This window comes from Sorangium sp. So ce295, from assembly GCF_051527405.1.
GTDB classification, from domain to species: domain Bacteria; phylum Myxococcota_A; class Polyangia; order Polyangiales; family Polyangiaceae; genus Sorangium; species Sorangium cellulosum_B.
The window spans coordinates 6,730,996-6,755,345 of sequence record NZ_CP150324.1 but is presented as its reverse complement, the minus strand read 5'-3'; the positions used below and the strand labels follow the sequence as shown (position 1 = coordinate 6,755,345).

Annotated in this window: 20 protein-coding genes and 2 pseudogenes; 9 read left to right on the top strand and 13 right to left on the bottom strand. The window is 69.7% G+C overall.

Translation table 11 applies throughout. The annotated features are described in order from the left end of the window. Positions 1-205: 205 nt before the first annotated feature. The 4 genes from WMF11_RS25545 (at position 206) to lon (ending at position 6,164) form a co-directional block, all read left to right on the top strand. Positions 206-808 carry an RNA polymerase sigma factor gene (locus WMF11_RS25545; RefSeq protein WP_012237139.1) on the top strand — a complete coding sequence of 201 codons (603 nt, stop codon included), beginning with the start codon at positions 206-208 and terminating at the stop codon, positions 806-808. Continuing rightward, the gene (locus tag WMF11_RS25540) at positions 805-1,683 is read left to right on the top strand and encodes a tetratricopeptide repeat protein (RefSeq protein ID WP_437979245.1); all 879 of its coding nucleotides are present in this window, start codon (positions 805-807) and stop codon (positions 1,681-1,683) included. Before WMF11_RS25545 ends, WMF11_RS25540 begins: the two co-directional genes overlap by 4 nt. A 49-nt stretch (positions 1,684-1,732) precedes the next feature. Next, positions 1,733-3,529, top strand: a complete 1,797-nt coding sequence (locus WMF11_RS25535) for an LA_2272 family surface repeat-containing protein (protein WP_437979244.1) — start codon at positions 1,733-1,735, stop codon at positions 3,527-3,529. 235 nt (positions 3,530-3,764) lie between these two features. Next, positions 3,765-6,164 (top strand): endopeptidase La, encoded by a 2,400-nt coding sequence (gene lon / locus WMF11_RS25530; RefSeq protein WP_437979243.1) that lies wholly within the window; start codon positions 3,765-3,767, stop codon positions 6,162-6,164. Positions 6,165-6,291: 127 nt separating this feature from the next. Here lon and WMF11_RS25525 read toward each other — a convergent pair whose 3' ends face one another. From WMF11_RS25525 to WMF11_RS25500, 6 genes are all read right to left on the bottom strand, one after another. Further along, positions 6,292-8,091 carry a tyrosine-type recombinase/integrase gene (locus tag WMF11_RS25525; RefSeq protein ID WP_437979242.1) on the bottom strand — a complete coding sequence of 600 codons (1,800 nt, stop codon included), beginning with the start codon at positions 8,089-8,091 and terminating at the stop codon, positions 6,292-6,294. 70 nt (positions 8,092-8,161) lie between these two features. Then, positions 8,162-8,620, bottom strand: a complete 459-nt coding sequence (locus WMF11_RS25520) for a hypothetical protein (protein WP_437979241.1) — start codon at positions 8,618-8,620, stop codon at positions 8,162-8,164. A 700-nt stretch (positions 8,621-9,320) separates the two neighbouring features. After that, positions 9,321-10,109, bottom strand: a complete 789-nt coding sequence (locus tag WMF11_RS25515) for a TSUP family transporter (RefSeq protein ID WP_437979240.1) — start codon at positions 10,107-10,109, stop codon at positions 9,321-9,323. A gap of 503 nt (positions 10,110-10,612) precedes the next feature. Then, entirely contained in the window at positions 10,613-10,939 is a 327-nt protein-coding gene (locus WMF11_RS25510) for a YnfA family protein (RefSeq protein WP_437979239.1), read from the bottom strand. A gap of 30 nt (positions 10,940-10,969) precedes the next feature. Next, a complete protein-coding gene (locus WMF11_RS25505; RefSeq protein ID WP_437979238.1) occupies positions 10,970-11,416 on the bottom strand; it encodes a hypothetical protein in 447 nt (148 codons plus the stop codon). Then, positions 11,416-11,745: a hypothetical protein gene (locus WMF11_RS25500; RefSeq protein ID WP_437979237.1), complete on the bottom strand. Its 330-nt coding sequence runs from the start codon at positions 11,743-11,745 to the stop codon at positions 11,416-11,418. The genes WMF11_RS25505 and WMF11_RS25500 overlap by 1 nt, the downstream gene beginning before the upstream one ends. 178 nt (positions 11,746-11,923) lie before the next feature. On the opposite strand from WMF11_RS25500, the gene WMF11_RS25495 reads away from it, so the two are divergent. Both WMF11_RS25495 and WMF11_RS25490 read left to right on the top strand, forming a co-directional pair. After that, complete coding sequence (locus tag WMF11_RS25495) at positions 11,924-12,460, top strand: RNA polymerase sigma factor (RefSeq protein ID WP_437979236.1); 537 nt, start codon at positions 11,924-11,926, stop codon at positions 12,458-12,460. Then, positions 12,447-12,986 (top strand): hypothetical protein, encoded by a 540-nt coding sequence (locus tag WMF11_RS25490; RefSeq protein WP_437979235.1) that lies wholly within the window; start codon positions 12,447-12,449, stop codon positions 12,984-12,986. The genes WMF11_RS25495 and WMF11_RS25490 overlap by 14 nt, the downstream gene beginning before the upstream one ends. Before the next feature lie 189 nt (positions 12,987-13,175). Here WMF11_RS25490 and WMF11_RS25485 read toward each other — a convergent pair whose 3' ends face one another. From WMF11_RS25485 to WMF11_RS25475, 3 genes are all read right to left on the bottom strand, one after another. After that, positions 13,176-14,918 (bottom strand): transposase, encoded by a 1,743-nt coding sequence (locus WMF11_RS25485; RefSeq protein WP_437979234.1) that lies wholly within the window; start codon positions 14,916-14,918, stop codon positions 13,176-13,178. A 456-nt stretch (positions 14,919-15,374) separates the two neighbouring features. Next, positions 15,375-15,671, bottom strand: a complete 297-nt coding sequence (locus tag WMF11_RS25480) for a hypothetical protein (protein ID WP_437979233.1) — start codon at positions 15,669-15,671, stop codon at positions 15,375-15,377. A 16-nt stretch (positions 15,672-15,687) separates the two neighbouring features. Next, complete coding sequence (locus WMF11_RS25475) at positions 15,688-16,785, bottom strand: IS630 family transposase (protein ID WP_437979232.1); 1,098 nt, start codon at positions 16,783-16,785, stop codon at positions 15,688-15,690. 356 nt (positions 16,786-17,141) lie between these two features. Here WMF11_RS25475 and WMF11_RS25470 point away from each other — a divergent pair, with 356 nt between their 5' ends. The 3 genes and pseudogenes from WMF11_RS25470 to WMF11_RS25460 all read left to right on the top strand — a co-directional run. Next, positions 17,142-17,345 (top strand): helix-turn-helix domain-containing protein, encoded by a 204-nt coding sequence (locus WMF11_RS25470; RefSeq protein WP_437979231.1) that lies wholly within the window; start codon positions 17,142-17,144, stop codon positions 17,343-17,345. After that, positions 17,342-17,902 (top strand): annotated as a pseudogene (locus tag WMF11_RS25465) (sigma-70 family RNA polymerase sigma factor). The gene WMF11_RS25470 and the pseudogene WMF11_RS25465 overlap by 4 nt, the downstream one beginning before the upstream one ends. A 307-nt stretch (positions 17,903-18,209) precedes the next feature. Next, positions 18,210-19,549 (top strand): annotated as a pseudogene (locus tag WMF11_RS25460) (IS3 family transposase); the annotation flags it as partial. A 187-nt stretch (positions 19,550-19,736) separates the two neighbouring features. Here WMF11_RS25460 and WMF11_RS25455 read toward each other — a convergent pair. The 4 genes from WMF11_RS25455 to istA form a co-directional block, all read right to left on the bottom strand. After that, positions 19,737-21,110: a P63C domain-containing protein gene (locus WMF11_RS25455; RefSeq protein WP_437979230.1), complete on the bottom strand. Its 1,374-nt coding sequence runs from the start codon at positions 21,108-21,110 to the stop codon at positions 19,737-19,739. A 108-nt stretch (positions 21,111-21,218) separates the two neighbouring features. Further along, positions 21,219-21,566, bottom strand: coding sequence for a hypothetical protein (locus WMF11_RS25450; RefSeq protein WP_437979229.1), 348 nt, complete (start codon positions 21,564-21,566; stop codon positions 21,219-21,221). A 341-nt stretch (positions 21,567-21,907) separates the two neighbouring features. Next, a complete protein-coding gene (locus tag WMF11_RS25445) occupies positions 21,908-22,729 on the bottom strand; it encodes an ATP-binding protein (RefSeq protein WP_437979228.1) in 822 nt (273 codons plus the stop codon). Beyond that, positions 22,726-24,315 carry an IS21 family transposase gene (gene istA / locus WMF11_RS25440; protein WP_437979227.1) on the bottom strand — a complete coding sequence of 530 codons (1,590 nt, stop codon included), beginning with the start codon at positions 24,313-24,315 and terminating at the stop codon, positions 22,726-22,728. The genes WMF11_RS25445 and istA overlap by 4 nt, the downstream gene beginning before the upstream one ends. Between the last annotated feature and the right edge of the window lie 35 nt (positions 24,316-24,350).

The following is a 24,350-nucleotide window of genomic DNA, read 5'->3' as shown; positions in this document are numbered from 1 at the left end:
CCGGGCACGACGGGGTGTGCCTCACGCCGACCCGGGCTCTCCGACGCTTGTTGATGGCAAACGGGCAACGCCGCCGAGCGCGTTCGGGTGTAACGATGATGGCGCAGGGATGGACGGAGATGGGACGGATCGAGCAGCGGGTTTTCCGGGGGCACAGCCGTCCGGCGACGCCGAGCCCCCGCGCGCCGGGGAGAGGTGGCGCCCGATGAAGACCATGGCGCTCCTTATGCCGTTCTTCTTCTCCCGCGGCGCCGAGCGCGCGCAGGACGCGGAGGAGGAGCTCGTCGAGCGGCTGCGGCGCGGGGACGCCGCGGCGGTCGGCGAGGCGTACGACAGGCACTACGGCGCGGTGCGCGGGTTCGCCCGCCGCCTCACCGGCGACGACGCGTCCGCCGAGGACCTGGCCCACGACGTCTTCATCAGCCTGCCGCAGGCCGCGCAGCGGTTCCGCGGCGGCTCGTCGCTCAAGACGTTCCTCATCGCGATCGCGGTCAACCACGCCCGCCACCACCTCCGCGCGGCGGCGCGGCGCCGCGCCGCGATGGAGCGGCTCGCCCTGGAGCCGGACGAGGAGCACGCGTCGAGCCCCGAGCGGGAAGCCGGCCGCGCCGCGCTCGCCCAGGCCCTGAACCGCGCCCTCGACGCGCTGCCGACGGCCCAGCGCGTGGCGTTCGTGCTCTGCGAGGTCGAGGAGCGCAGCGCGCGCGAGGCGTCCGAGATCATGGGCGTGCCCGAGGCCACCGTGCGTACGCGGCTGTTCCACGCCAAGCAGAAGCTCCGGACGCTGCTGGAAGAGAGGGCGCCGTGAAGGAGAAGGACGACGTGCTCCGCGAGGCCGCGCGCGCGCTGCGCTCGGAGGCAGACGCGTCGCGCAACCGCCGCGACGAGACGCGCGCCCGCGTGATGAGGAGCCTGAAGGCCCAGCGCGCCCGCCGCCTCGCGATGGTCCGCGTGGTGGTCCCGCTGGCCGCCGTGCTCGTCGGATCGGTCGCGTGGGCCTCGGCCGCGCGCTGGTTCCCCGGCGGCTGGGACGACCTCGCGTCGCGGCTCGGGCTGCGCGTCTCCGAGGCGCCCACCATGCCGCCCGCGCCGCCGCCGCAGCGCGCGCTGTCCGGGCCGCGGCACGCGGCCGAGGCGCCCGCGCCGCCCGAGGCCGAGGCGCCCGCGCCGCCCGAGGCCGAGGCGAGCGCGGAGGCGGTCGCGCCGGAGCCGCCTCCGCTGCCTTCGCCGATCGCGGAGCCCCCGATCGCCCCTGCGCCGCCGCGCGCGCCGGTGCTTGCGGTCGCGCCGGTCCGGTCGGCCTCGCGCCCGGTCGCGGCCGTCGCGCCGCGCGCCGCGCGCCTGCCGACCGCGCCGCGGCCGGCCGCGGGCGATCCGCAGGCCATCGAGCGTCCGCCGGCCGGCCCCGACGCGGACGCGCTCTATCAGGCGGCGCACCGCGCGCACTTCGCCGAGCGCAACCCGGCGGCCGCGCTCGACGCGTGGAACGCGTACCTGGCCGCCGCACCGCGCGGCCGCTTTGCGGTGGAGGCCCAGTACAACCGCGCTCTCTGCCTCGTTCGCCTCGGCCGCAAGGACGAGGCGCGGCGGGCGCTCGATCCGTTCGCGCAGGGCGCCTTCGGCGGCTACCGGAAGGACGAGTCGCGCTCGCTGCTCGAGGCGCTCAGCGGCGCGGACGAGTGAGCGTGGCGGCGCGTGAACGAACGCGCGGCGAGCGGGCACAGCACGGTCGATGAACACACCCGACACCGCTCCTCTCCCCGCGGCTCCGAGGGGCTCGCCGCGCCGTTCCCCGGGGCTCGGCGCGCGCCTCCGCGCGGGCGTCCTGCTGCGCGCCCTCGCGGCGGCGGCCGCGTTCGCCGCGATCTCCACGCCTCCCGCGGGTGTCTTCGCCGAGGAGCCGAGCGCCGCCGGCGTCGATCTCGTCATCGACGGCGCGCCGTGGACGCTCGATCCCGATGCGGTGAGCGCGGCCATCGGCCGCGAGCTCGGCGGCGGCGTGACGCTGGCCCCCGCGGCGATCGCCGGGCGCTCCACGCTGGTCCTGCGCGGCGAGCCCGACGGCCGCGTCACGCTGACGTACCGCGCCTCGGACGGCCGCCGCATCGAGCGCACCATCGACGTCCCCGAGGATCCCGATCGCGCCGCCGAGGCGATCGCCTTGCTCGCGGGCAACCTCGTCCGGGACGAGGCCGCGGAGCTCGCCGCGGAGCTCGCCGCGGCGCTCGGCAAGCGCCCGCCCGAGGCGCCGGCCGCGGCGCAGCCAGCGCCCGCGGCGCCCCCCGCGCCGCCCGCCGCCGGCAGGCCACCTCCCCGCGCCGCGCGCCCCGCGAAGGGTGCGCGCCCCGCCCCCGCGCCACCGGAGCCGCCTCCGTGCGCGTCCCCCGGCGCGACGAGCGTCCTCTTCGGCGCCGACGTCCTCCCCCTCGTCGGCTCCTCGACCTCCACCGGCACGAACGTGGTCCGCCGCTACTCGCTGAACCTCGTCGCCGGGTACACGGCGGGCACCACGGGGATCGAGCTCAGCGCGGGCGCCAGCATCTCCTCGTCGTTCCTGTGCGGGGCGCAGCTCTCGACCGTGGCCAACCTCGTGTTCGGTCCGGCGCGCGGCGTGCAGGTCACGAGCGGCGTCAACGTCGTCGGCTCGCTCCGGGGCGCGCAGATCGGCGCGATCAACGCCGCCGCCGGCCAGGTCGCGGGCGCGCAGGTCGGCGTGCTCAACGCCGCCGGCCAGGTCGACGGAGCCCAGGTGGGCATGGCCAACCTCGCCGTGGGAGCGTCGATGGATCTTCAGATCGGCGTGGCCAACGTCGCGGTGAGCAAGGCGACCGACGTCCAGATCGGCCTGGCCAACGTCGCCGTGGGCGAGGCGACGGACGTGCAGCTCAGCCTGGTCAACGTCGCCGCCGGCGGGTCGGCCGACCTGCAGGCCGGCCTGACCAACGTGGCCGCGGGCGAGTCGGCGGACGTGCAGATCGGGCTCCTCAACATCGCCACCGGCAAGGTGGGGGGCGCTCAGATCGGCCTCGTGAACTACGCCGACGACTCGCCGTTCTCGCTCGGGTTGTTCAACTTCATCCGCAAGGGCCGCCTCCACGTGGACGTCTGGGGGCTCGAGTCCGGCATCGTGGTGGCCGGCGTCAAGCACGGGAGCGACCACTTCCACAACATCTACGGGATCGGCCTTCGCACGATCGGCAATCGCCCTCTCCTGGTCTCCGCGCTCGGCCTGGGCGGCCGCTTCTCCATCCACCAGCGCGCCTACGTCGACGTCGACGTGCTCGGGTACACGCTCCACGAGCCCTCGACGCTCGAGTCCGCGGCCACGATCGCGCAGGCGCGCGCGCTCCTCGGCTTCCGCCTCTTCCCGGAGCTCGCGATCTTCGGGGGCCCCAGCTTCAACGTCTCGTTCGGCGACACCCCGGCGGACGCCCGCCTGAGCCCCTACGGCAGCACCCCCCTCGGCTCCGACGCCACCAGCACCAAGCGCGCCTGGCCCGGCCTCGTGCTCGGCGTACAGGCGTTCTGATCCGGCCGTCGCGCTCGCCGGGGGGGCGGGTTGACGGATGCGTGAACGAATTTACTTTTCGTTCATCGATTCATGGAGCTCGCCCGAGCGGTTGCTCGCGGCGGTCTACGTGAGCCCATCCGCGCGCTGCGCTGCCCTGACGGGCGGAGGCGCAGCGCGCTGTCCACGCAGTCCACCTGACCTTCGACCGATCCGGCAGGGATGGCGCGAGCCGACCGCTGCCACAGGAGTTCGCATGAGCCAGCTTCGCAGCGGCGCCAGCGCGCCTCGTTCTCCCTTTCCCCTGCTCCCGCTCCGCACCGGCGTCCTCTTTCCCGGCACCGTGCTGACGCTCCCGGTGGGGCGCCCCCGCTCGGTGGCGCTGCTCAACGCCGTCCACGCCGGCGACGTGATCGGCGTCATCGCGCAGCGCGATCCGAAGCGCGAGGATCCGCGGCGCGAGGACCTCCACGACATCGGCACGTTCGCGCGGGTCGTCGACATCTCGCGCGTCTCGAACGGCTACCGGCTGGTGATCGAGGGGCTCGATCGCTTCGCGCTCTCGGCCCTGGTCGAGACCGAGCCGACGTGGCGGGCCGAGGGCACCCTCGCGCCCGAGTTCCTCGGCGAGGCCGAGGAGGCGCGCCTGCTCGCGGCGTCGCTGCGCGAGCGCGCCCGCGAGGTCGGCCCGAAGACGGGGACCAACCTCGCCGAGATCGCCGCCTCGAGCCGGGCGGAGCCTGGCGTCTTCGCGGATCAGGTCGCCGGCGCGCTCGGCCTGCCCACCGAGAAGGAGATGGAGGTGCTCTCGGAGCTCCGCGTGGTGCCGCGGCTCCAGCGGGTCGCCGGCCTGCTCGCCGAGGCGTCCGCGCTGGCGGACCTGAAGAAGAAGATCGACGGCGACGTGCGCCGCGAGCTCGGCAAAGGCCAGCGCGAGGCGATCCTCCGCGAGCAGCTCCGGGCCATCCAGAAGGAGCTCGCGGGCGGCGAGGAGGGCGAGGACGAGCTGGCGGCCCTCCGGCGGCGCCTCGACGAGGCCGGGCTCCCCGAGGAGGCGCGCGCCGTCGCCGATCGGGAGCTCCGCCGGCTCGAGTCGGTCGGCCCGCAGAGCGCGGAGCACAACGTGATCCGCACGTACCTCGAGTGGATCGCGGACCTGCCGTGGAGCGCGAGGGCGGAGGTGAAGGACGACCTCGACGCGGTGAAGGCGAAGCTCGACGAGGATCACCGCGGCCTCGACGACGTGAAGCGCCGCATCCTGGAGCACATGGCGGTGCTCAAGCTGACCGGGAAGGCGCGCGCGACGATCCTGTGCTTCGCGGGCCCCCCCGGCGTGGGCAAGACCTCGCTCGGCCAGTCGATCGCCGACGCCACGGGCCGCCCGTTCGTGCGCATCTCGCTCGGCGGCGTGCACGACGAGGCGGAGCTGCGCGGCCACCGGAGGACGTACGTCGGCGCGCTGCCCGGCCGGATCGTGCACGCGCTGAAGAAGGCCAAGGTGAAGAACCCGATCGTGCTCCTCGACGAGGTCGACAAGCTCGGCGCCGGGTGGCGGGGCTCGCCCGAGGCGGCGCTGCTGGAGGTGCTCGATCCGGAGCAGAACCGGACGTTCGTCGACCACTACCTGGAGCTCCCGTTCGATCTGTCGGAGGTCGTCTTCCTCTGCACGGTGAACGATCTCGGCGCGCTCTCGGCGCCGCTGCGGGACCGGCTCGAGGTCATCGAGCTGTCCGGCTACACGCCGGACGAGAAGATCGCGATCGCGCGGTCGCACCTCGTCCCGAAGCAGCTCAAGGAGCACGCGATCGACCCGGGGTCGCTGTCGATCACGGACGAGGCGCTCGCGGCGATCGTGCGCGACTACACGCGCGAGGCCGGGGTGCGGCAGCTCGGCCGCGAGATCAAGAAGCTCTGCCGGGCGGTCGCGCTGGAGATCGCGCGCGCGGCGGACGGCAAGGCGCCGCGCGTGGTGGTCGAGGCGAGCGATCTCGGGACGTACCTTGGCAAGGTCCGGTTCTTCAGCGACGTGGCGGAGCGGACGAGCGTCGCCGGCGTCGCGACCGGGCTCGCCTGGACGCCGGTGGGCGGGGACATCCTGTTCATCGAGACGTCGCGGATGCCGGGGAAGGGGAGGGTCGAGATCACGGGTCAGCTCGGCGACGTGATGAAGGAGTCGGCGAAGGCGGCGCTCACCTACGTGCGCAGCCACGCCATCGAGCTCGGGGTCGACACGGCGAAGCTCGAGGCGGAGGACCTGCACATCCACGTCCCTGCGGGCGGCGTGCCCAAGGACGGGCCGTCCGCGGGCGTGACGATGTTCACGGCGCTGACGTCGCTCCTCTCCGCGCGGCGGGTGCGCTCGGACACGGCGATGACGGGCGAGTGCACGCTGCGCGGGCGGGTGCTGCCGGTCGGCGGGATCAAGTCCAAGGTGCTCGCGGCGCACCGCGCGGGGATCAAGCGGGTCGTCTTGCCGCAGAAGAACGCGCGTGACGCCGAGGAGATCCCGAAGGAGGTGCGGGCCGAGCTGGAGCTCATCTTCGTCGAGGACATGAGCCAGGTGATCGCGGCGGCGCTGGAGGAGGCGCCAATCGAGGCGGCGGGCACGGGCGGCGTGACCGGGGCGGCGGCCGGGGAGCCGGCGGCGGCCGCGTAGCGGAGAGGGGGTGAGCCGAGCCGCCGCGCCGGCGGGGGGCTGTGCGCGGCGGCGCGCGGGTGGGCGCTCGGCCATCCGCCAAGGCCGGGGCGGGGGAGCTTGCGCATGAGCCACCGCCCGGCATGTCTCACTTCGGGCCATGCCTTCTGAGACGTTTCGTCGCGCGCCACACAAGGCGCGCCTGGGACGTGGAGCCTCCTGAGAGCTTATGGTTCTTCCCTGGCGGCGACGCGGGATCGGAAGAAAGAACAAAAATTTCGAAAGGTTGAGGCTCGTCGTCGACCGGGTGCTCCTGAGGCGTGGCCCAACGCGGGCCCAACCGGCCGCCTTCGGGTGCATCCGCCTCCACCGTGGCAGGGATGGCAACGTCGCCCCCGGTCAGCGCCCGGTGGAGCGGAACGGCGGCGATGGAGATCGCGCTGCTCGCCGAGCCCGTTTCCTCGGACGCTGGACCGCCCCCCACTACCGAGCCGCCCTTGTCGGTCAGCTCGGGGATCGCTTCATCCAGGGGGGCGAAGTCGCCCAGGCCGAGCTCCGCGACCTTGCGCGCGGCGCGCTTGTAGTGGTGGATCTGGCTGCTCGACTTGTGACCGGTCCGATCGGAGATCCACGTCTCTGTGCGACCGGTGGAAAGCCGGATGGTGATGAACGTTGCACGGGTGTCGTGCAAGCGGATGTTCAACCTAGATGCAGTGGTCTCGAACAACTCAGGCCGGCTGATGCCGGCGCGTTGAAGGTTCGCTCTAAAGTCCTTCGCACCATTGTGCCCGGGCAAGGATGTGCCTAAATTCCCTACGAAGACGCGTGCCTTCTCCGGACAGATCTCTCGCCACTTCCGGAGCGCCCGCACAACATCGGGTGAAAGCGCCCATGCGCGAGGATCGTCCGTCTTGTTCTCGTCGAGAACAACGGCTCCCCGGTCAAGGTCCAAATCCGACCATTCCAGCTTGCCGGCCTCGTCAGCGCGCATTCCCTCGCGAATGAGGAAGCCATAATAGATCCGAATGCACAGCGGGATCTCCTCGCACTGCATGAGGCGATGGTCCTCGTCAGGGTAGAGATATCCCTTCGCCTTTTCTCCGTCAACTTTCGGAATCCATCCGCGCGGCAAAGGATTGCTTCCGATAAGGCGTGCCGGATAGGTCGCCAATGCGAGTATGCGATGGATGACCTTCGCGATGTTTCTGCGCGATCCGGACTCCAGGTGCCCCGGAAGCAGTGACATCGCGTGATCGGCGTGGTCGAGCGTGAAGCGCACGAGAGGGACAGGACCGAGCACGTCGAGCACGTGATTCAGCCTGTGTCGATAGGTCCTCACGCCCCGAATTGCCTTCACGTGATCCGGGTACTGCTCGGTCAGGCTGCCAGAGAGAACCCGCTCAGCGAACTCGCCGAAGGTGGATTCTCCGGTTGCTCGAGCGCGCGCTTCGCCCTTGCACAGCTGGTCGATCGCGAGCCGGACATCACGGAGCGCGCTGCCCTCGCGCGCCGCAGCGTGCTCCAGCAGCGGTATGCCGAGCACGATCTGACCGGCAGCGAGCAGGCGCCCCGCGAGGTCGGCCAGCACCTCCAGGCGCGCGTTTGCTTCGTGCTCGGTCCGGCACGTCGGCAGGCTGAACGTGGGTCGACCGGCCTCGCCGAGGCTGAGGCGCGCGGTCCATGTCTTCCCGCGCAGCCGGACGGATCCGGCGCCATTCGCGCGCTTCTCGCCTGGCACTGGGCGAATTTCGGCCAGCGAGCGTTCCGCCGAGCTCGCCGAGCCCTGCGCGGCCGTGTCGGGGGTGGCTCCCTCGTCGGGTTGCGAGGGGCGCCCAACCGAGCGGCTCGGACGCGCGTGCCGCTCAGTCGATGCCGCTGCGGGAGGGGAAGAGGAAGAGAGGGCAGGCGAGCGCTTGGCGCGCACCCGCCGGTGGGGTACGTCGGTCATGGGTCGGTCTCCGGTGATGCGGGGGTCGATCAAGGGCCCGTCCGGCGTTCCAGCGCCGAGCGGGCCCGCTCTACTTCAGCGGCAGCCTAGCACGGCTTGTTCTTGCGGGCGGAGCGCTCGCCTGGCCGGTGCGCGGACATGGGGCAGATTCGAGGCCGGCAGAGGCCAGCACGGCGGCAACCCGCGTGCGCTCATCCACCTCCGCGGCACGCCGTGATACCGGGTCACTGGCCAGCGCCTGGAGGTAGGCGATGAACGCCTCGCGCTGGACCAGGCGCAGCTTGCCAAGCCTCGTGACGGGCAGCGGGAAGCCCAGCCCGCGAATCGTGTCGAGGAAGACGCGTGCCGGGATCCCGGTGACCGACTCGACGTTCCTCTGTGAGAGCATCTCCGGCTGCGGCGCCGTGAGCGTGAGCCCGTCCAGTGGGATCGCGAGCGTCGCCGTTGCCGTGGCGGGCTGTGCAAGCCCCCTCGGTGGGCACGATCCTCTGGCGGGCACCTCCGGGAATGTCCTCTCGATCACGCGCATGCCGTTGTCCGCCTGACGAAGGGCAAGGGGCGCCGAGCCACGCGCGAGAGCCGCTCGTGTCATGCTGTACCTCCATCCGTGTTGGGGTCGTTCGCAACCGTGACCGACGCTTCCGGAAGTGGCACGAAACGGTAATTCTGCGTCGCCGGTAATTCGGCACGAATTTGCCGGAGAACTGCCTGGGGAAAAGGCCTTGCTACATCGCGGGGTTGGGTGTTCTGGAAGGCCCTGCCGAGGGGGTCGAAAACGGCGGGTTGCGACGGGCTCGATTTGGTAATTTCGCGCGCTCCGCCGACGCCGCGCGTGGAGGCGACACGGAGGGGGAGCCACGGTAGGCGCGGAGAACGCGATCAGTGCTCGCGCACGTCGAGGCGCGCCGCAAGCAGCAGGATTTCGCCGTGACATATCCGTGGTGCCCGCGTAGGACGCCTGGCCACCCCAGTGCGGAAGTTCCTTGGGCTACAGAGGATCTCCAGCGGGTGGTGTCCGAAATAGGGCCTCTCCCAGATCGAGTGTTCGGAAACTGAAATTGCAGTGTCCGGAATGATGATATCTGGTGTGACCTCGTGACCCGCCCATAGATTCGGCCGGAAGTAGTGAGCCCCGCGAGCGCGCTAATTGACCCTTAAAATAGAACGAAACGCCTATTTCGGCATTTCTGAGTATATAAAACATTGGGGATCCTAGCCAGCGTGCGCGTTCACAGCCTGTTTGACGGCTCCTTCGCGTCGTCGGTCGCGAGCGCTGCCGGAGCCCGCTGAGCCCGTGGTACCGTCCGCCTATGCGCGCGAGGCTCATCCTGGAGAACGGCGGTCACACCCCGTCGAAGGTTGTGGAGCTCGACGAAGCGCCCGCCGTGAGCTCGATCGTCCTTGGGGACCGCGAGCGGCGCGTGGTGCTCGTGAACGAGGTCACGCTCGGGGCGAGCGCGCGTACGGCGAGCGATGCTCGGCGCGTCTATGAGGCCGCACGATGGCGGAAGACGCGCACGGCCGAGATCGAGATGACGAGCAGCACCCCCAAACCGAACTTGAGCGCGCCCGCAGGTACGAACGGCACGAGGTAACCGCCGAGCAGCGCGCCGCCACGGCACGAACGCCTCGACCATCAACGCCAAGCCGATCGCGACGAGCAGCACGAAGATCCAGCGCTCCAACTTCGCAGCCGGGATGCGCGCCGCGTAGCTCGCTCCCAGGTAGGCGCCGACCATGGAACCCGCTACGAGCGCGAGCAGCACGGGCGCGAGAGGGATCAAGGGATCCACGCCCGTCACGCGCAGCCGCGCGACGAGCGAGGCCGCGAGCGTGATCAGGCTCACCTCAAGGTTGAGCGCGACGGCGCGGGCAGCGGGGTAGCCGAAGTTGGCCTTGAGGACGGGCAGCCGAAACTCGGCGCCCCCAAGGCCGATCAGGCCGCCGAGCGTCCCGATTGGAGCGCCGAACTGGAACGCCGCGATGGGGCTGCGCCGAGGGGAGGACATCCGGCGCATGGTTGAGTGGGGCTCTGGGCTGGCGCGACCGGTAAGGGGCCCCTAGTTCGCCCCACCGCTGCGCGTGCGGGCGGCTGGGATGTCGAGGAGGGGCCGCGCCGATGGCGTGGCTCAGGCGTCAGGTCAGGCGTCAAGGCGGACCGTGGCCCATTGCTCAAAATTGAGCACCACCTCCGCTGCCGCGTCCACGTGAGCGCGACCTGCGCGGTCGAGACACCGAGCTCCCTTCGCGAACGCGATGTCCACGGGGCCAGTGGAGCGTTCGAAAAATTCGTGAACATTTGGGGCTCGACCTCAGGGCCGGGCTCGGGAGTGGTCCCCGCAGGCTTGCCCGCGAGAATAACGAAGAGCTTGAGGATGCGTCGCATGGTGGACTCCGCGAAACAGGAGGCGAGGCGCTTGGCCAGCCTGCGAGGAGGCAGTCCACCTGGGCACCGAGCATCTGGACCGCGCGCCTCGCCTCCGGGAGGGGCAAAGCGCGGCGCCCGCGGTAGCGGGACAGCCTACTGGCGCGGCCCGAAGGTGATGATGGCCATGCCGATCAGGCACACAGCCGCGCCGATGATGTCCCAGCGATCTGGTAGCTGCTTTTCGACGAGCCACCCCCACATCACCGCGGACGCGACGTAGACGCCGCCATACGCCGCGTACGCCCGCCCCGCGCTCGGATGAAACGAGAGCAGCCAGGCGAAAAGCCCGAGCGCGACGGCCGCGGCGAAGAGCAGCAGCAGCGACCGACCGCCGCGCATCCACAAAAACACGAGATAGCAGCCCGTGATCTCGGCGACTGCTGTGATCACGAACAACGGGACGATGGCGAGCGGATTCATCCGAGGCGAGAGTGTACCGGTCGTCCCGTTTCAGCCAGGTTCTACCGGCAGGCCGACCCGTCCGGCTTCGGATACGAACGTGAGCCCGGCGTCGCCGAGGGCGCGCTTCATCGCGTCGAGCGTCGGCTCGCTACGCAGCGTCTCGGGGAGGCGCATGAACTCCTCGAGCACTCCGGCGGCGCTCTCTGGTCCGCGCGTCTCCCAGACGATCGAGGTGCCCTCGCGCGTGATGCGGAAGTCGAAGAAGCGGCAGCATTCCTGCTCGCGCCGCGCCAGGGCGCGGAGGTGGGCTTCGAGCGCGGGCTCGCCGCGGAAGTGCCAACGGAAGGCGCCCTCCAGCGGCTCCGTGCGCTCGAGGTGAACGAACGCGTCTCGGAACTCGGCTGCGCGCCTTGCCTGCTGTTCCTGACCCGTGAGCGTACAGGCGATCGGCTCCGCGGGGATCGCGCAGCCGCACGACGAGGGGTCCTTCGACATCACGCGCTCCTCGTCGCCGCGCCGCGAGCGCAGCAGCTTCCGTCAACCTTGCAGGCAGGACCACACCCCGAGGCATCGTTCCTCTTGAACCACCTCCGGGCGGCCATCACGCCCAGAGCGACGACAAACACGCTGCCGCCCACCAGGAGCTCAGAGCCCGGGCGGAACACCGACGAGAGCGTGGCGACGGCGCCGCTGCCGAGGCCCGCAGCGGCGAGCAGCGGGATGGCGCAGCAGGCAGCGCAGCCGATGAAGGCGGCCACGCCAGCGAGACCGAGGTGGCGCTTCGAGAGGATGGGTTCTGACGTGTGGACCGAGGGCGTGCTCATTCGTGGGCTCCTTGGACGGCTCACCGCGAGCCGCGCGCCCCCCCACTAGGCAGCCTCGGACCGAGCGTGACCCACCGGCTCGGACGATTTTCGGGTCACGCGCGAACGCCGCCCGCCTACCGTAGCGTGCCCGAGTGCTTGCGATCGTTCGGGGTCGTCGAGGTAAGGCCAAGTACGCATGGACGCAGCCCGCCGGAAAGCCATCCACCACGCCATGGTTCGGCTCTCCGATGGAGACCGGACCGCGTTCGACGTTCTGCTCGACGACCTCTGGCCTGTGATCCTCTCGTTCGCGGAGCGTGGGGTGGGCCGGGGCGCGGATGCCGAGGACGTCGCGCAGGAGGTCTTCTACAAGGTCTGCGCTCGAATCGCCGAGTTCGATCGAAGCCGCGACGGCCTCTCTTGGGCGTTCGGGATCGCCAGCTACGAGATCATGACGCACCGCCGCCGGCTCCAGCGCCGCCGCGAGGTCTTCGACGAAGCGTCCGTGGCAGGCCAGCTGGATGGCTCGGCGTCGCAGGAGGAGCAGCTCCTCGCGCGGGAGATCGCACTCGCCTTCGAGCAGGCCGTAGGCTCACTCACGGAGGAGGATCGGGTGTCGCTCGGGCTCGTGGACGGCACGTCCGATGCCGCCGGCGCCACGCTCCGCAAACGCAAGCAGCGCGCGCTCGACCGTCTGCGCGGAATCTGGAGGCACATCCATGGTGAACCGTGAGCAGCTGAAGCGCCTTGGCCTCCGCGCATACGAGGTCGGCCGGCTGCGCGTCGCTGCGCGCGCGGCGTGGATCCTGGTGCCTGTCGTGCTCGTCTGCATGCTCGAGACGGGCGAGCGCGAGACCTGCGCGTGCCTCGGAGTGCTCCTGCTCGGCGCGAGCTTCTTCCTGCGCTGGCGCGACCGGCAGGGGGCGGACTCGGTGCGCTACGGGCTCCTCGCTGGCGCGCTGCCGCTCCTGGCGGGGCTCGCCGTCGCCCGGGCGGCTCCGGCCTGCGCGGACGCGCCGATCATCTCGGTGTGCACCGCCGTGTGTCTGGGCGTCGGTGTTCCATCGGGTGTGTGGCTCGGCGCCCGCCTCGTCCGGGGCTCGGCGCCCGCATCGACCTGGCTGGGGGCGAGCGGCATCGCGGTCCTGGCCGCGAGCTTGGGCTGCGCGGGCCTCGGCATCTCGGGTCTCATCGGCGCAGGCGCTGGCGTGGTCCTCGGCGCTGCGTCCGCGAAAGTGCTCTTGCGCGCTCCGACGTAGCTGACACGGGGGGCTTCCGTGGGATCGCGCGCTCGGCATTCCGGAACTTTCAGCGAGAGCCCAAGCCGCGCGAGGATCTCCCTCGCCCTCGCTGGCTCAGGCAGCGGTGGTGCCCTAATTACCCCTCTTCTGCCCTAGCCTGGATTTTCACAGCAGAAGATCGGTTAACATAAAGGCCACTGACGGCGGTCAAGCGAACGCGACCTCGAGCGAAGCTCCTCCCCACCAGGGGACAGCGACGGGCGTCGCGAGCAAGCCGGATTCAAGCAGCATCGGGTTGTGAGCCCGACGAGGGAGGCGCACGTGAACGCGCTGCGGGCTGACCTCGACCCTCGCCGTCGTGTCGAGGAAGCGGCGGAAGATCTGCCGCGCCTTGGCGTGCTCGAAGCCGTGCAGGTGCTTGCCGAGCAGCCGGTAGAGGCCGGTGGCGATGACGGTCAAGGTCACGTCGAAGTCGACCTTCATGGCCACCGCAGACGACAGCGCATCGACGTGGAAGAAGTGGACCTGGTCCTCGAGGTTGTTCTCGATCAGCATGCGCCGAGCGTAGCGCTCGAGGATCGTACGCGGCGTCGAGCGGGTGTCGTTGGTCAGCAAGACCGTGGGCTCGTCGTGACCGAGATCGCGCGCGCAGATCTGGCGGATCGGCGCGGGATAGTCCCTGCCCAGCCGGATCGTCTCGTCGAGGACCTTGGGGTTGCGAAACTTGCGGTGCGGTACATCAAGCTCCACCCGGCGCCAGGCTGCAGCCGGAGCGTTCAGCACGTGGCGCTTGAGGACATCCGTGCGGCGGCGCAGCGTGACGAAGGTGATCCCCTGGGCATCGAGGCGGCTCAGGTTCTTGTAGGTGGTGAGCTTCGAATCGAACACGAGGTGCGGGGGCATTTGGCCGTGCGCCTTCTTCCAGAAGTCGACGAAGCGCAGGACCTCATCGCTCTCCTCTCCCTTGCGCAGGTCGGCGTTGGCGTAGCAGAGCACGTCGGTGTCCGCGTCCTGGGCGATGAAGGTAAGCACGGCCTTGTCGCGGCGACTGCGCTTGGAAAGGTAGTGGCGCTCGACGAACTCGTCCTGCCCGAAGAAGGGAACGGCGTGAAAGTCGAGGTTGAACGACGCGCCCGCGAGCGCGAGATGCGCGCGCAGGTGTTCGAGCCAGCCGCGCAGCAGTCGCACCGAACTGGAGCGGCCCAGGCGATCGGAGTACTGCGCGAGGAAGGTCGTCTTCGGGATGACGTTGAGCCCCGCGAACAGCGACAGGCCTTGGTCGAAGACCCGATCCATCACGTGGCTCTTGCGCTCGATGGACGTCAGCTTCAACGCGAGGGCCGCAAGCAGCGCGTGGGCTGCCGGGATCGCCTTCGAGCCAGGCAGGGCTGCTTCGTCGGCGAGCCGATCAAGGCCCACCTTGACGAGCAGCGGGAGGAGCACGAACAAACCGCCGACATGGGTCTCGAACGTCGCAGGGACGAGCTGAAAATTGCGGACATCGGCGCGGCTGGCGCGCTCGGGGCGCGTCCTGGCGGGGCGCTCGTCGTCCTTGCGACGCGGCAGCCTGGAGAAGCCCTCCTCGCGCAACACCTCGGTGATGGCCGTGGGGCTGAGCTCGATGTGCTGGCCCCGGAGCTCCTCGGCGATGTCGTAGATCGACAGGTTGCGCTTGCGCATCGCGATGATCAGGCGCCGGGCGCGGGACTTCTTCGGCTGCTCGTGCGGGCCGCGAATCGGCTCGGCGAAGAAGGCACGGTCAGGATCGTGCCGGAACTGATGGCAGAGCACGCGGAACGAGCCGGAAGTGTAGCCGAAGGTCTTCGCGACCTCGGCGCTCGAGCGACGCTCCACAAAGTAGGCGCGCAGCGCCTCGTACTGGCGGTGCCGCGCCTGGGTGGGCGCCAGGAAGAAGCGGGCGGGGTCAGTTAGGGCAGTTGGTGCGCTCATCGTAAAAAACGTGACCCACACATAAGGCATCACGTCAAGGTGAGGAGAGCGGTGCAGAGAAGCGATGAAGCCGATTTCTGCTGGATTTCAAGGTCGATCGGCGCTGCCGGCGCATCAGCTACGTCCGATGAGGGGGAGAGGCTGACGGACGAGAAATTCGCCCATAGCGCACCCTTTTCCCTCACGGAATCCTTGATGCCGCCGCTTGCCTGTCTCACGCCGTTCGGCGTAAAACCGTGTCCCTCGATTCCCGAACCGGAGGGACGGCCTCATGCTGCGCCGTTAGGCGAACTATCTCGGTGAAAATCCAGGCTAGTACAGCGTTCCCCAACTTCGTCCCTGGATCGGCGATGTGCCAGCCCCGCTACGAGCTGAGCCGGCCGGGCTTACGAACAAAGCGAGTTCGTCGCTGGACGTCGACGCAACGCCGGCGGCGCAACGCCAGCGCCGGGCCAGCTACTCGATAGGCGCGAGCGTCCAGGGGAAGTCGGTCATCAATAGCTTGAGCAAGTCCTGCCACATGCCACGGAGGCCGGTCTTCTCCCACTTGCCGGTGTGGGTTGCGATCTCGAGCGTCCAGAGGTGGACGGTGTCACGGCGCAGCCTGGCGTGCGCGATCGGGTCGGTTTCAGGACCCGACTCGATGATCACCAGCTGCCCGTACTTCCGGGCCCTCAGGTGGGGCAGTCCGTGCGCTTCGAGGTAGGAGCGGACCGCGGCGGCGTGCTCCGGGGCGGCGTGCGGCTTGGACATCGGCCCGCACGGAAGCTCAGGCTGCGTACGATGGCAAGGTCGCCCTCCACTGGCCGCGGAACTTCCAGCGGAAGGGCCGGGCTTGGTGCTCGTTCCAGTGGCGCACGAAGCCGAGCACGCACCGGCTCAGCTCCTCGGCAGAGGCGAAGGAGGCGTGCTTGAGCACCCGACGGCTCAGGATGCTGAACCACAGCTCGATCTGATTGACCCACGACGCGTGGGTGGGCGTGTAGACGAAGTGGAAGCGCCCTCCGTGCCGCGCATTGAACTCGTTCCACCTGGCACCGTGGTGGATGTTGAGGTTGTCCCAGATGATGTAGACCTCGCCCGTGGGGTAGCGCTTCGCCACCTCGTCCATGAACGCGAGCAGATCGGCGGCGGTGCGTGTCGGTCCACAGCGCGACACCACCTCGCCCGTCTTGACGTTGAAGGCGCCGATCAGCGTGAGCGTGCCGTGGCGTTGGTACTCGAACTCCCGGCGTGCGGCTTTTCGGCTGCGGCACGGCTGCATGGGGAACCGATGCTCCAACGCCTGCATGCCGGTCTTCTCATCGACGCACAGCACGGTCGCGCCTGCGGGAGGCTCCAGGTACAGCTTGCAGATCACCTCGACCTTGGACCGGAAGTCCGGGTCCGGGCTGTGCAGCCACAGCCGGACCCGATGCGGTCGGAGGCTGGCTCCCTGCAGCACGCGCCAGACCTCGGTGCGGCTCAGCTCCACCTTGGTCTCGAGCTTCAGGGCCTTGGCCAGCTGGTCCAGGGTCCAGACCTGCTCGAATGGGACCTTGTGCTCATCGGGGCGGCAGCAGGCCAGCTTGATGAGCTCGTAGTGCACCGCGGTCGCCACGCGCGGCGGTCGGCCCGTGCGCGGCTTGTCCTGCAGCACCGCCTCGTCCGCGATCGCTGCGACCCGGTTGCGCCACTTGCGCACCGTCTTGATGTCGCAGCCCACGGCACGCTGGATCTGCTCGTTGCTCCATCCCTCGTCGGCCAGGAGCGCGATCCGGGCACGCTGCGCATCGCGCTGCGAGGTCTTGGGCGAGCGCGCCGCCTGCTGCAGCTTCTGGCGCAGCGGCCCGGGCAGCAGGACGGGTTTTGCGCGAGCTCGGGGCACCTACGCGCGTGGGACCTGCCCCGAGCCGAGGGCTTCAAAAACGCATGCGATCGCAGGTGACCCGGCAACCTCGCCTCGCAGAACTCAATGCGCTGCGCGTGCTCGCCACACTCTGGCCGCGCACGACCCCGATGGGCTCGGCTGGCTCACCTCGGATCCAGGGACGAACTTGGGGAACGCTGTACTAGTTTGACTCCGGGCCTCGCATGAGCGGCTAAGTTCGGCCGGAAGTAGTGCAGCCCGCGACGGGGCCAACCGTCCGGGCTGCGCCGCCCTCTGCCCGCCCGCGCCGCACCCTGTCCATGGGAGGCGAGGAGGCGCAGCGCCTCCGTGCCGCGCTCCGTTCGCTCCGATCCATGGCCCGCTCGACCCGTTGCCTCGCCGAGATGCTGGGCATGGGCGAGGGGCACCTACAGAACATCATCTGCGGCCGGCGCCCATCGTACGGCGTCGCCGTGCGCGCCGCGAAGCTGGCCGGCGTCACCGTCGAGCGACTGCTCGGCGGACTCGCTGCGGCGGACCGCTGCGCAGCGTGCGGCGCCCGGCGGGGTGCTCCATGACCAAGGCGCGGAAGGGGGCCGGACGCCCGCCTGCCGCACGACATCCCCGGAAGAAGCCGACGATGGAGGCGATCCTCGCGGAACGCGGCATCGTCCTGGCGACGCTCGCGGGCATCCCGAAGCGCGACCGGCGCGACGTGGAGGCCGAGGTGTTGCTCAACGCCTGGAACGCCGTCCGACGCGGGCTCTACAGACCAGACCCGCGCGACAAGCCGCGCGACGCGCTGAGGAAGTGGCTGCACGGCATCGCGTGGCGCCTCGCCTCGCACTACGTGCACAGCGCGTGGGCGCGGCGCGCTGTGCTCCATCCGTAGCCGCTCGGGTTGCTCCGCGAGCTCGTCGGCATCGACATGCACGCCCAGATCGAGGCGCGGGAGGTGCTCGACGCGATGGCCAGCCTGCCGGACTGGCAGCTGGAGGCGCTGCTCTCCGTCGACAGCCCGGAGAGCCTCGTCGCGTACGCCAAGCGCTGCCGCATGAACCCGAGCACGGCGGCGTCGAGGCTCAGGATCCCCCGGGAGGCGCTCGCGCTGAAGTTGAGGAGGCGGCGGCGGTAGGCCGTCGCCACCTTCGCCTCATCCCGCCACAGCCACATCCAGACGGCGTGCCGCTGCGGCACCGCACCGCGAAGCGCCTTGCCGCCTGCAGCAAGTCACTGGTGATGGGCCATGATACATCAGCCCGGAGCACTTGCGAGGCCCTCTGTGCCAACGTCGGGTGAGACAGGCTGCCCCTGGAAATCTGTGGTGAGAGGGCGGAGAATGGACCTGACCCGTGCCGAAGCCTTCCCATCTCCGATCCGTCGATCCTACCCCCGCCCCAGCGGCGCAGGGCGCTGCTCCCCGCCCGAGTGGCGTCGCCGTCGAGGCCATGCCGAAGCCGGGCAAGAGGCGGAAGTTCTCGGCGGCGGAGAAGCTGCGCATCGTTCGCGAGGCAGCCGCGTGCACCCAGCGCGGGGACATCGAGGCACTGTTGCGTCGCGAGGGCATCTACAGCTCCCTCCTGACGGCGTGGCGCAAGCAGCTCGCACTCCATGGCAGCGAGGCTCTCGCGGGGCGAAAGCCCGGCCGCAAGCCGAAGCAGGACGCGAAGGATCGGCGCATCGCCGAGCTCGAGAAGCGCTCAGCGCGCCTCGAGGAGAAGCTCGCACTCGCTGAGAAGCTCATTGATCTCCAAAAAAAAGTTTCTGCCATTCTGGGCATCAACCTCACGAACGACGAAGAGCGCTGATGGACGTCATCGAGGAGCTCGATGACCCGCACGTCCCCATCGCCCAGGCGTGTGCGGCACTCGGCGTCAGCCGCGCCACGCTCTACCGGCAGACCCTGCCCGCGAAGCCGCCCGCGCTGACCAGGCCCGCTCCGAGCCCACGCGGGCTCAGCGACACCGAGCGGCAAGCCGTGCTCGACGTGCTGCACAGCGACGAGTTCGTCGACCAGCCACCACCGGAGGTCTACGCGACGCTGCTGTCGCGCGGCGTCTACCTCGCCTCCATCCGCACGATGTACCGCCTGCTCGCGGCGTCCGGCGAGAGCGGCGAGCGCCGCGCGCAGCGTGGGCCGATGAAGCATGCCAAGCCGACGCTCACCGCCACGGCCCCCAACCAGATCTGGACGTGGGATATAACGAAGCTGCGCGGGCCGCTGCCCGGGGTCTTCTACTGCCTGTACGTCGTCCTCGACCTGTTCAGTCGCATGACCGTCGGCTGGCTGCTCGCCGAGCGGGAGAGCGCAGAGCTCGCCGAGCACCTGTTCGCAGAGACCGTCACCCGCCACGGCGTCGAGCCCGGCTCGCTCACGGTGCACGCCGACCGCGGCTCCGCGATGAGGTCGGAGGGGCTTGCTCAGCTCCTCGGCTCGCTCGGCGTTGTTCGTAGCTTCAGCCGGCCTCACGTCAGCGATGACAACGCCTTCTCCGAGTCGCAGTTCAAGACGCTCAAATACCAGCCCGACTATCCGGAACGCTTTGCCTCGTTGGCTCATGCACGAGCGTGGTGCCAGGAGTTCTTCAGCTGGTATAACGACATTCATCAGCATTCTGGCCTTGCGCTCTTCACACCTGCTGATGTATTCTATGGCCGCGTCGAAGATATCGCGGCTCGGCGCCAGGTCGCCCTCGACACGGCCTACGCCGCGCATCCCGAACGCTTCCCGAACGGTCCGCCCGTCGTACGCAGGCCGCCCGCTTCGGTAGCCATCAATCCGCTGTCCGTCGACGCCGCCGCATGCGAGGACGCGGCGCCGCCGCACACGGGCACGACCAGCGCGGCGTCCGAGCCCGTCGCTGCACCCACCGCCGTGCCGCGGCCGCCCCGATCTCGACCGGTTGGGGCCCAGAGCCGGAACGCGCCCCTCAGCGCGATCCCCTCATAGGATTCTCGTCCGGACTGTCTCAAACCCGTTGGCATTCTCCGAGGCGCCAGCGTTTGTCGGCATCCACCTCTACCAGCCCCTCGGCGCTCATCCTTCCAAGGAGTTTGCGCATGTTTTGGGCGGCGTTCCGCGCCTCACGGGATCGTGATTGGCCCGTGCTGTCGTGCCCGTAAACGGCCAGCGTGAGGTCGGAGAACGTCGCCGACTCCTCGTACCGCAGCATCCTGAGAACCTGTTCGCGTACACTGGCCGAGGCAGAAAGCATCTTGATCCCGCCGAGAACGGGCTCTTCTTCCGGAGCCTTTGGGAGCGCCATGGGCTCCGACGCCGCCTCGTCCAGCGACGGCTCGATCTGGAGCGGCGGCTGCAGGACCTCGCGCATGAGAAGTTGCTCGCCAGCCTTTGGGAACGCCACGCGGAACATCTCCTCGAAGTGCGTCTTCGTGCTCGACACGGTCATCAGCGTGGTGACGGACGCGAGGTGGCGGTCCACCGTCGGCTCACCCAGCGCCTCGCTCAAGAACTGGTGATGCTTGTGCTTGCGTCTCTTGTCGACCACAGGGTTCAACTCGCGCAGGCGCGCAAGCACGGGCGGTGGCAGACGCTCGTAGACGTATTTGTTGATGAACTTGCCGACGTAGCGTGGCCCCTGAGTCACGCCGGGTTTGTATTGCCAGCCGTGGATCCGGTAGACCTGACGAAAGAAGCTGTCGGGGAAGAGTCGGACCCATGGGCGCATGTCCTCGACGACGTACGCCTCCACGAGACGCTGAAGTTCATCGCTCGCGCGGTCTGCCTGGTAGCCCGTCGCTTCGTCGATGAGCGCGATCACGCCCACCTTCGCGAACGCTCGCATGACGATCTCCGCGCCATCGGCGACCCGCAGCTGGTTCGGTCGAAGCACGCCGGCGCGTCGAGCATCGAGCAGCGCCTCGCACACGAGATTGAGGATGTCCGCCAGGTATCCGTAGGCGGGCGATCCGCCTGACATGGGCATGAACTTAATCGTGTTCGCGAGCCGGTCCGACAGTTCCGTCGAGATGAACGGCTGAAGATTGTTCGCGGCCAGAAACTCGGGCACGGGCGTCCCATCTGGGAGAGCCGTGCGGCTCTTACCGCCGGACCCGAACGCTCGGAGCAAGCCGTTAACGGAGAAGACGCGCTTCCCGTTGCTCAGAACAGAGCAAGGGATGCCCGCGCCGAGGTCGAGGATCCCGGTGTGGGTCTCGCGCGGCAGGCCCTTGATCGCGGCCCAACGTTCGGCCGCAGCCCGCTGCGCGATAGACTTCCGCTCCTCCGGCGACAGCGCATCTCGCCTAGCGAGGCCGCCCTTGGATGCCTTTACCGATGAGCGCTTCTTCGCGCGCTTAGAGGTGCCCTTGCTTGCTGCCACGTGTTCCTCCGTTCGTTGTCGAGCAAGCATCACGTAGCACGCGCAAGCAAGCATGCGCAAGCATGCGGTCGAAAATGTAAGCAAGCATCGCCGGATGCGACGGAGCGGCTACTCCTCCGGCGGATCGCCGAACAAAGACATCTGGACCGGGGTCCTCGGTCTCGGACGCCAGGCGAACAGGTCGAGCTGGCGGGACGACTCCGGCGGAGGACCGGCGGGTTCGACGGCGGTAGGCGTCGCGACGGGCGCCACAGGCGGCGGCTGCGGAGCAGAGGGCGCCGACGGAGCGGAGCCGCCAGGAAGCACCCGGAGCCAGCCACGCCCCGCGGGGAGCTCGCGGGCGGGCCCCTCCGGCTTCGGGATGGCGAGCGGCTGCGGCTGCGGCTCCTCCCCTGCCGGCTCCTCCAGCGCGGCGACCATGAGCTGCTCCAGCGTCCACACGGTGTCCGTTGCCACGTTTCAGGGTCATGGGGCCACCCCGTTGCAGGGTCATGGGGCCAGGGGGAGACGACGTGGTCGGCCTCGACGATGCCCGAGACCGCGAAGCGTGTCGAGGTCCCCGGAGCCGGGAGCGAAGCGACCGGCGACGTCTCTCTTTTTTGCAGGGTCATGGGGCCACCCAGGCCCCCTGGTAGGCTCTGGCGGAGAGGAGGGGCCACGACGCTCACGAACAGGTCCCCCGGCCCCCGCGGCACCGGCGGTTACCTCGAGGAGGGCGGGCCAGGCGCGCCGCGGGGAGCGAGGGGGTCAGAGGCGGCGCGGCCCCGGGTGCGACGTCCTCGCCGGGACCGCAGCGGTCATCGACGCTTGGTGCGTGGATGGGTGGGCGGCTTGCCGCGCGCGGGCGGCGGTGCGGCCGTGCTGCTCTCGTCGAGCTTCGGCTTGAGCCGTGGCCTGTACGACTCGCCCTCGATGATGAAGTCGAACGCCGCGTTCTTGAACCGATCGACGGCGCTCTGCGCGAGCAACACGTCGTCGAACATCCCGAGCCACTCGGCCGTGTCGCGATTGCTCGTGACGATCATCGACCCGCGGCCCGTGCGTTCGAGGAAGAGCTGGTAGACGTCACGGCTCTCTTCCTTGTTCATCGCCTCGAGCGCGAAGTCGTCCAGGATGAGCAGGTCGACGGTCGTGAGCGCGATCATCTCGGCGTCGCGTGAGTTGTCGAGCCTGCTCTGGCGCAGCCTGCGCAGCATCGCGTCGGCGCGCAGGAAGCGCACGCTGTAGCCGTGCTGACACGCGAGGTGTCCGAGCGCGTTGGCGAGGAAGGTCTTGCCCACGCCGACGGAGCCGAGGATGACGATGTGCTTGTGCTCTTCAAGGAAGAGCAGGCTCGTGAACCCCCCGAGCAAGCGCCTATCGAAGCTCACCTTCGCGGTCTTGTCCCAGAGCTCCAGGCGCATGCTTGGGTCGAGCCCGGCGTCGCGCACGCGGCTGTCCGTCGCGCTCGCCTCGCGGCGCGCGATCTCGTCAGTCAGCAGCATGAGCAACATCTCCTCGTGCCCCATCGACTGCTTCTCGGCGAGCAGGAGGCGCTCACGCAACGTCGCTGCGATGCGGCCGAGGCGCAGCCGCTTGAGCGCCGTGACGAGCGCAGGGTCGACGTCGTTGGCGCTCATCGCACCTCCTCCTTCGTCACGGCAGCCGCCGTCGTACGTGTCGCGAAGTGCTCAGTGCTGCGCGCGAACCGCGGCGTGGAGAGCGCAACGACCTTGCGGTCCTCGGTCGACGGTGACGCGGCCGGCTTCGCCGTCTCGAGCATGCGCGTCACGCGCTGCACGTCGACGACGTCGAAGGCGAGCGCGCTCTGGCAGATCGCCTCGACGCGCCCCTCACCGAACTTCTTGCACAGCCGCAGCAGCGCATAGACGAGCCGCATGCGCGTCCAGGGCAGCGGCACGTCGAGCAGCCGCTCGGCGTAGATGCCGACGTGCGCCCCGCACTTTCTCGCGCTCGCGACGAGCGAGGCCACGTCGCGCACCGCCGCGACGGCCTTGCCCGTGGGGTAGTCGCTCGGGTCGGTGGAGCGCTTGCCCGGAGCGACCCGCGCGTGCAGCTTCACGAGCTCGGTACCCGCGTAGATTCTCACCGACGCGCGGTCGGCGCGGACGCGCACCGTGCTGCCGACGTAGCGCGTGGGCACGCTGTAGAGCGACCGGAGGACCTGCACATGATGATCGGGGTGCACCTTCGCGTCAGTCCAGTGCGGCACGTCGAACGGCGCTTCCGGCGCCGGCCTCATGGCGCCCTTCTCGCGTGACTCGAACACCTCGCGCGGCACCTCGCGTGTCGTGCCGTGGATGCGCGCGCCAGCGACATCGCGACACCACAGCTCCGCGGATGCGCGGGCCTCGTCGAGGCTGGCGAACGACTCGCCGTCGAACCAGCTCTCGCGCACGTAGGCGACCTGGTTCTCGACACGCGCCTTGTCTTTGGGCGACCTGACGCGTGCGGCATCGACGAACAGCCCGCGCGTCTGTGTGTAGTCGAGGAAGGCCGGCACGAGCACGACGGCGAGCTCGTCGGCGCGCAGCACGATGGCCTTCATGTTGTCCGGCAGGATCACTCGTGCCATCGCACCGAAGAACTTCCACGCCGTGTCCAGGCCCGCGCACACCGCCGTGGTGGTCTGCTCGAACGACGGCCACACGAACTGGTAGCGGCTGTACGCGAGCGTCACCACGAGCACCCACAGATTGCGAACCCGCTGCGTTGCTGGGTCGAACAGTCTACCCATCAGGCCGAAGTCGACCTGCGCGACCTCGCCGGGCTCGGTGTCCGCGACGCGAACCGTCGGCGTCTTCTTGCGCCACGCGAGCTCCTCCATGGCGAAGCGCCGGAGCGTGCCGTAGCTCGCGCTGACGCCGTGGTCGCGCTTGAGCAGCACGTGGATCTTCGTCAGCTTCAGCGGCCGGGGCTGGGCGAGCCAGGCCTCGATACGTGCGCGATGCGTGCCGATCTCTTTCCACTCCTCGCTCGTGTCGGGCACGGGGCGCGCCTGCACGCGCTGGGCGATCGCGTGGATCTCCTCGTCCGTCGGCTCGCGGTCACACGGCAGTGGCAACGTCGTTGCAGCCTCGAAGTACCTGCCGACCGTCTTGCGATCGAACCCTGTCGCGCGCGCCACATGACGCGCGCTCTGCCCCGCCGCACGACGGCGGAGCATTTCCTTGATGTCAACCATGATCAGCTCTCGGTAGGGCATCGGCCTCCTTCCGACGGCGACCCGCGCCGTCATCG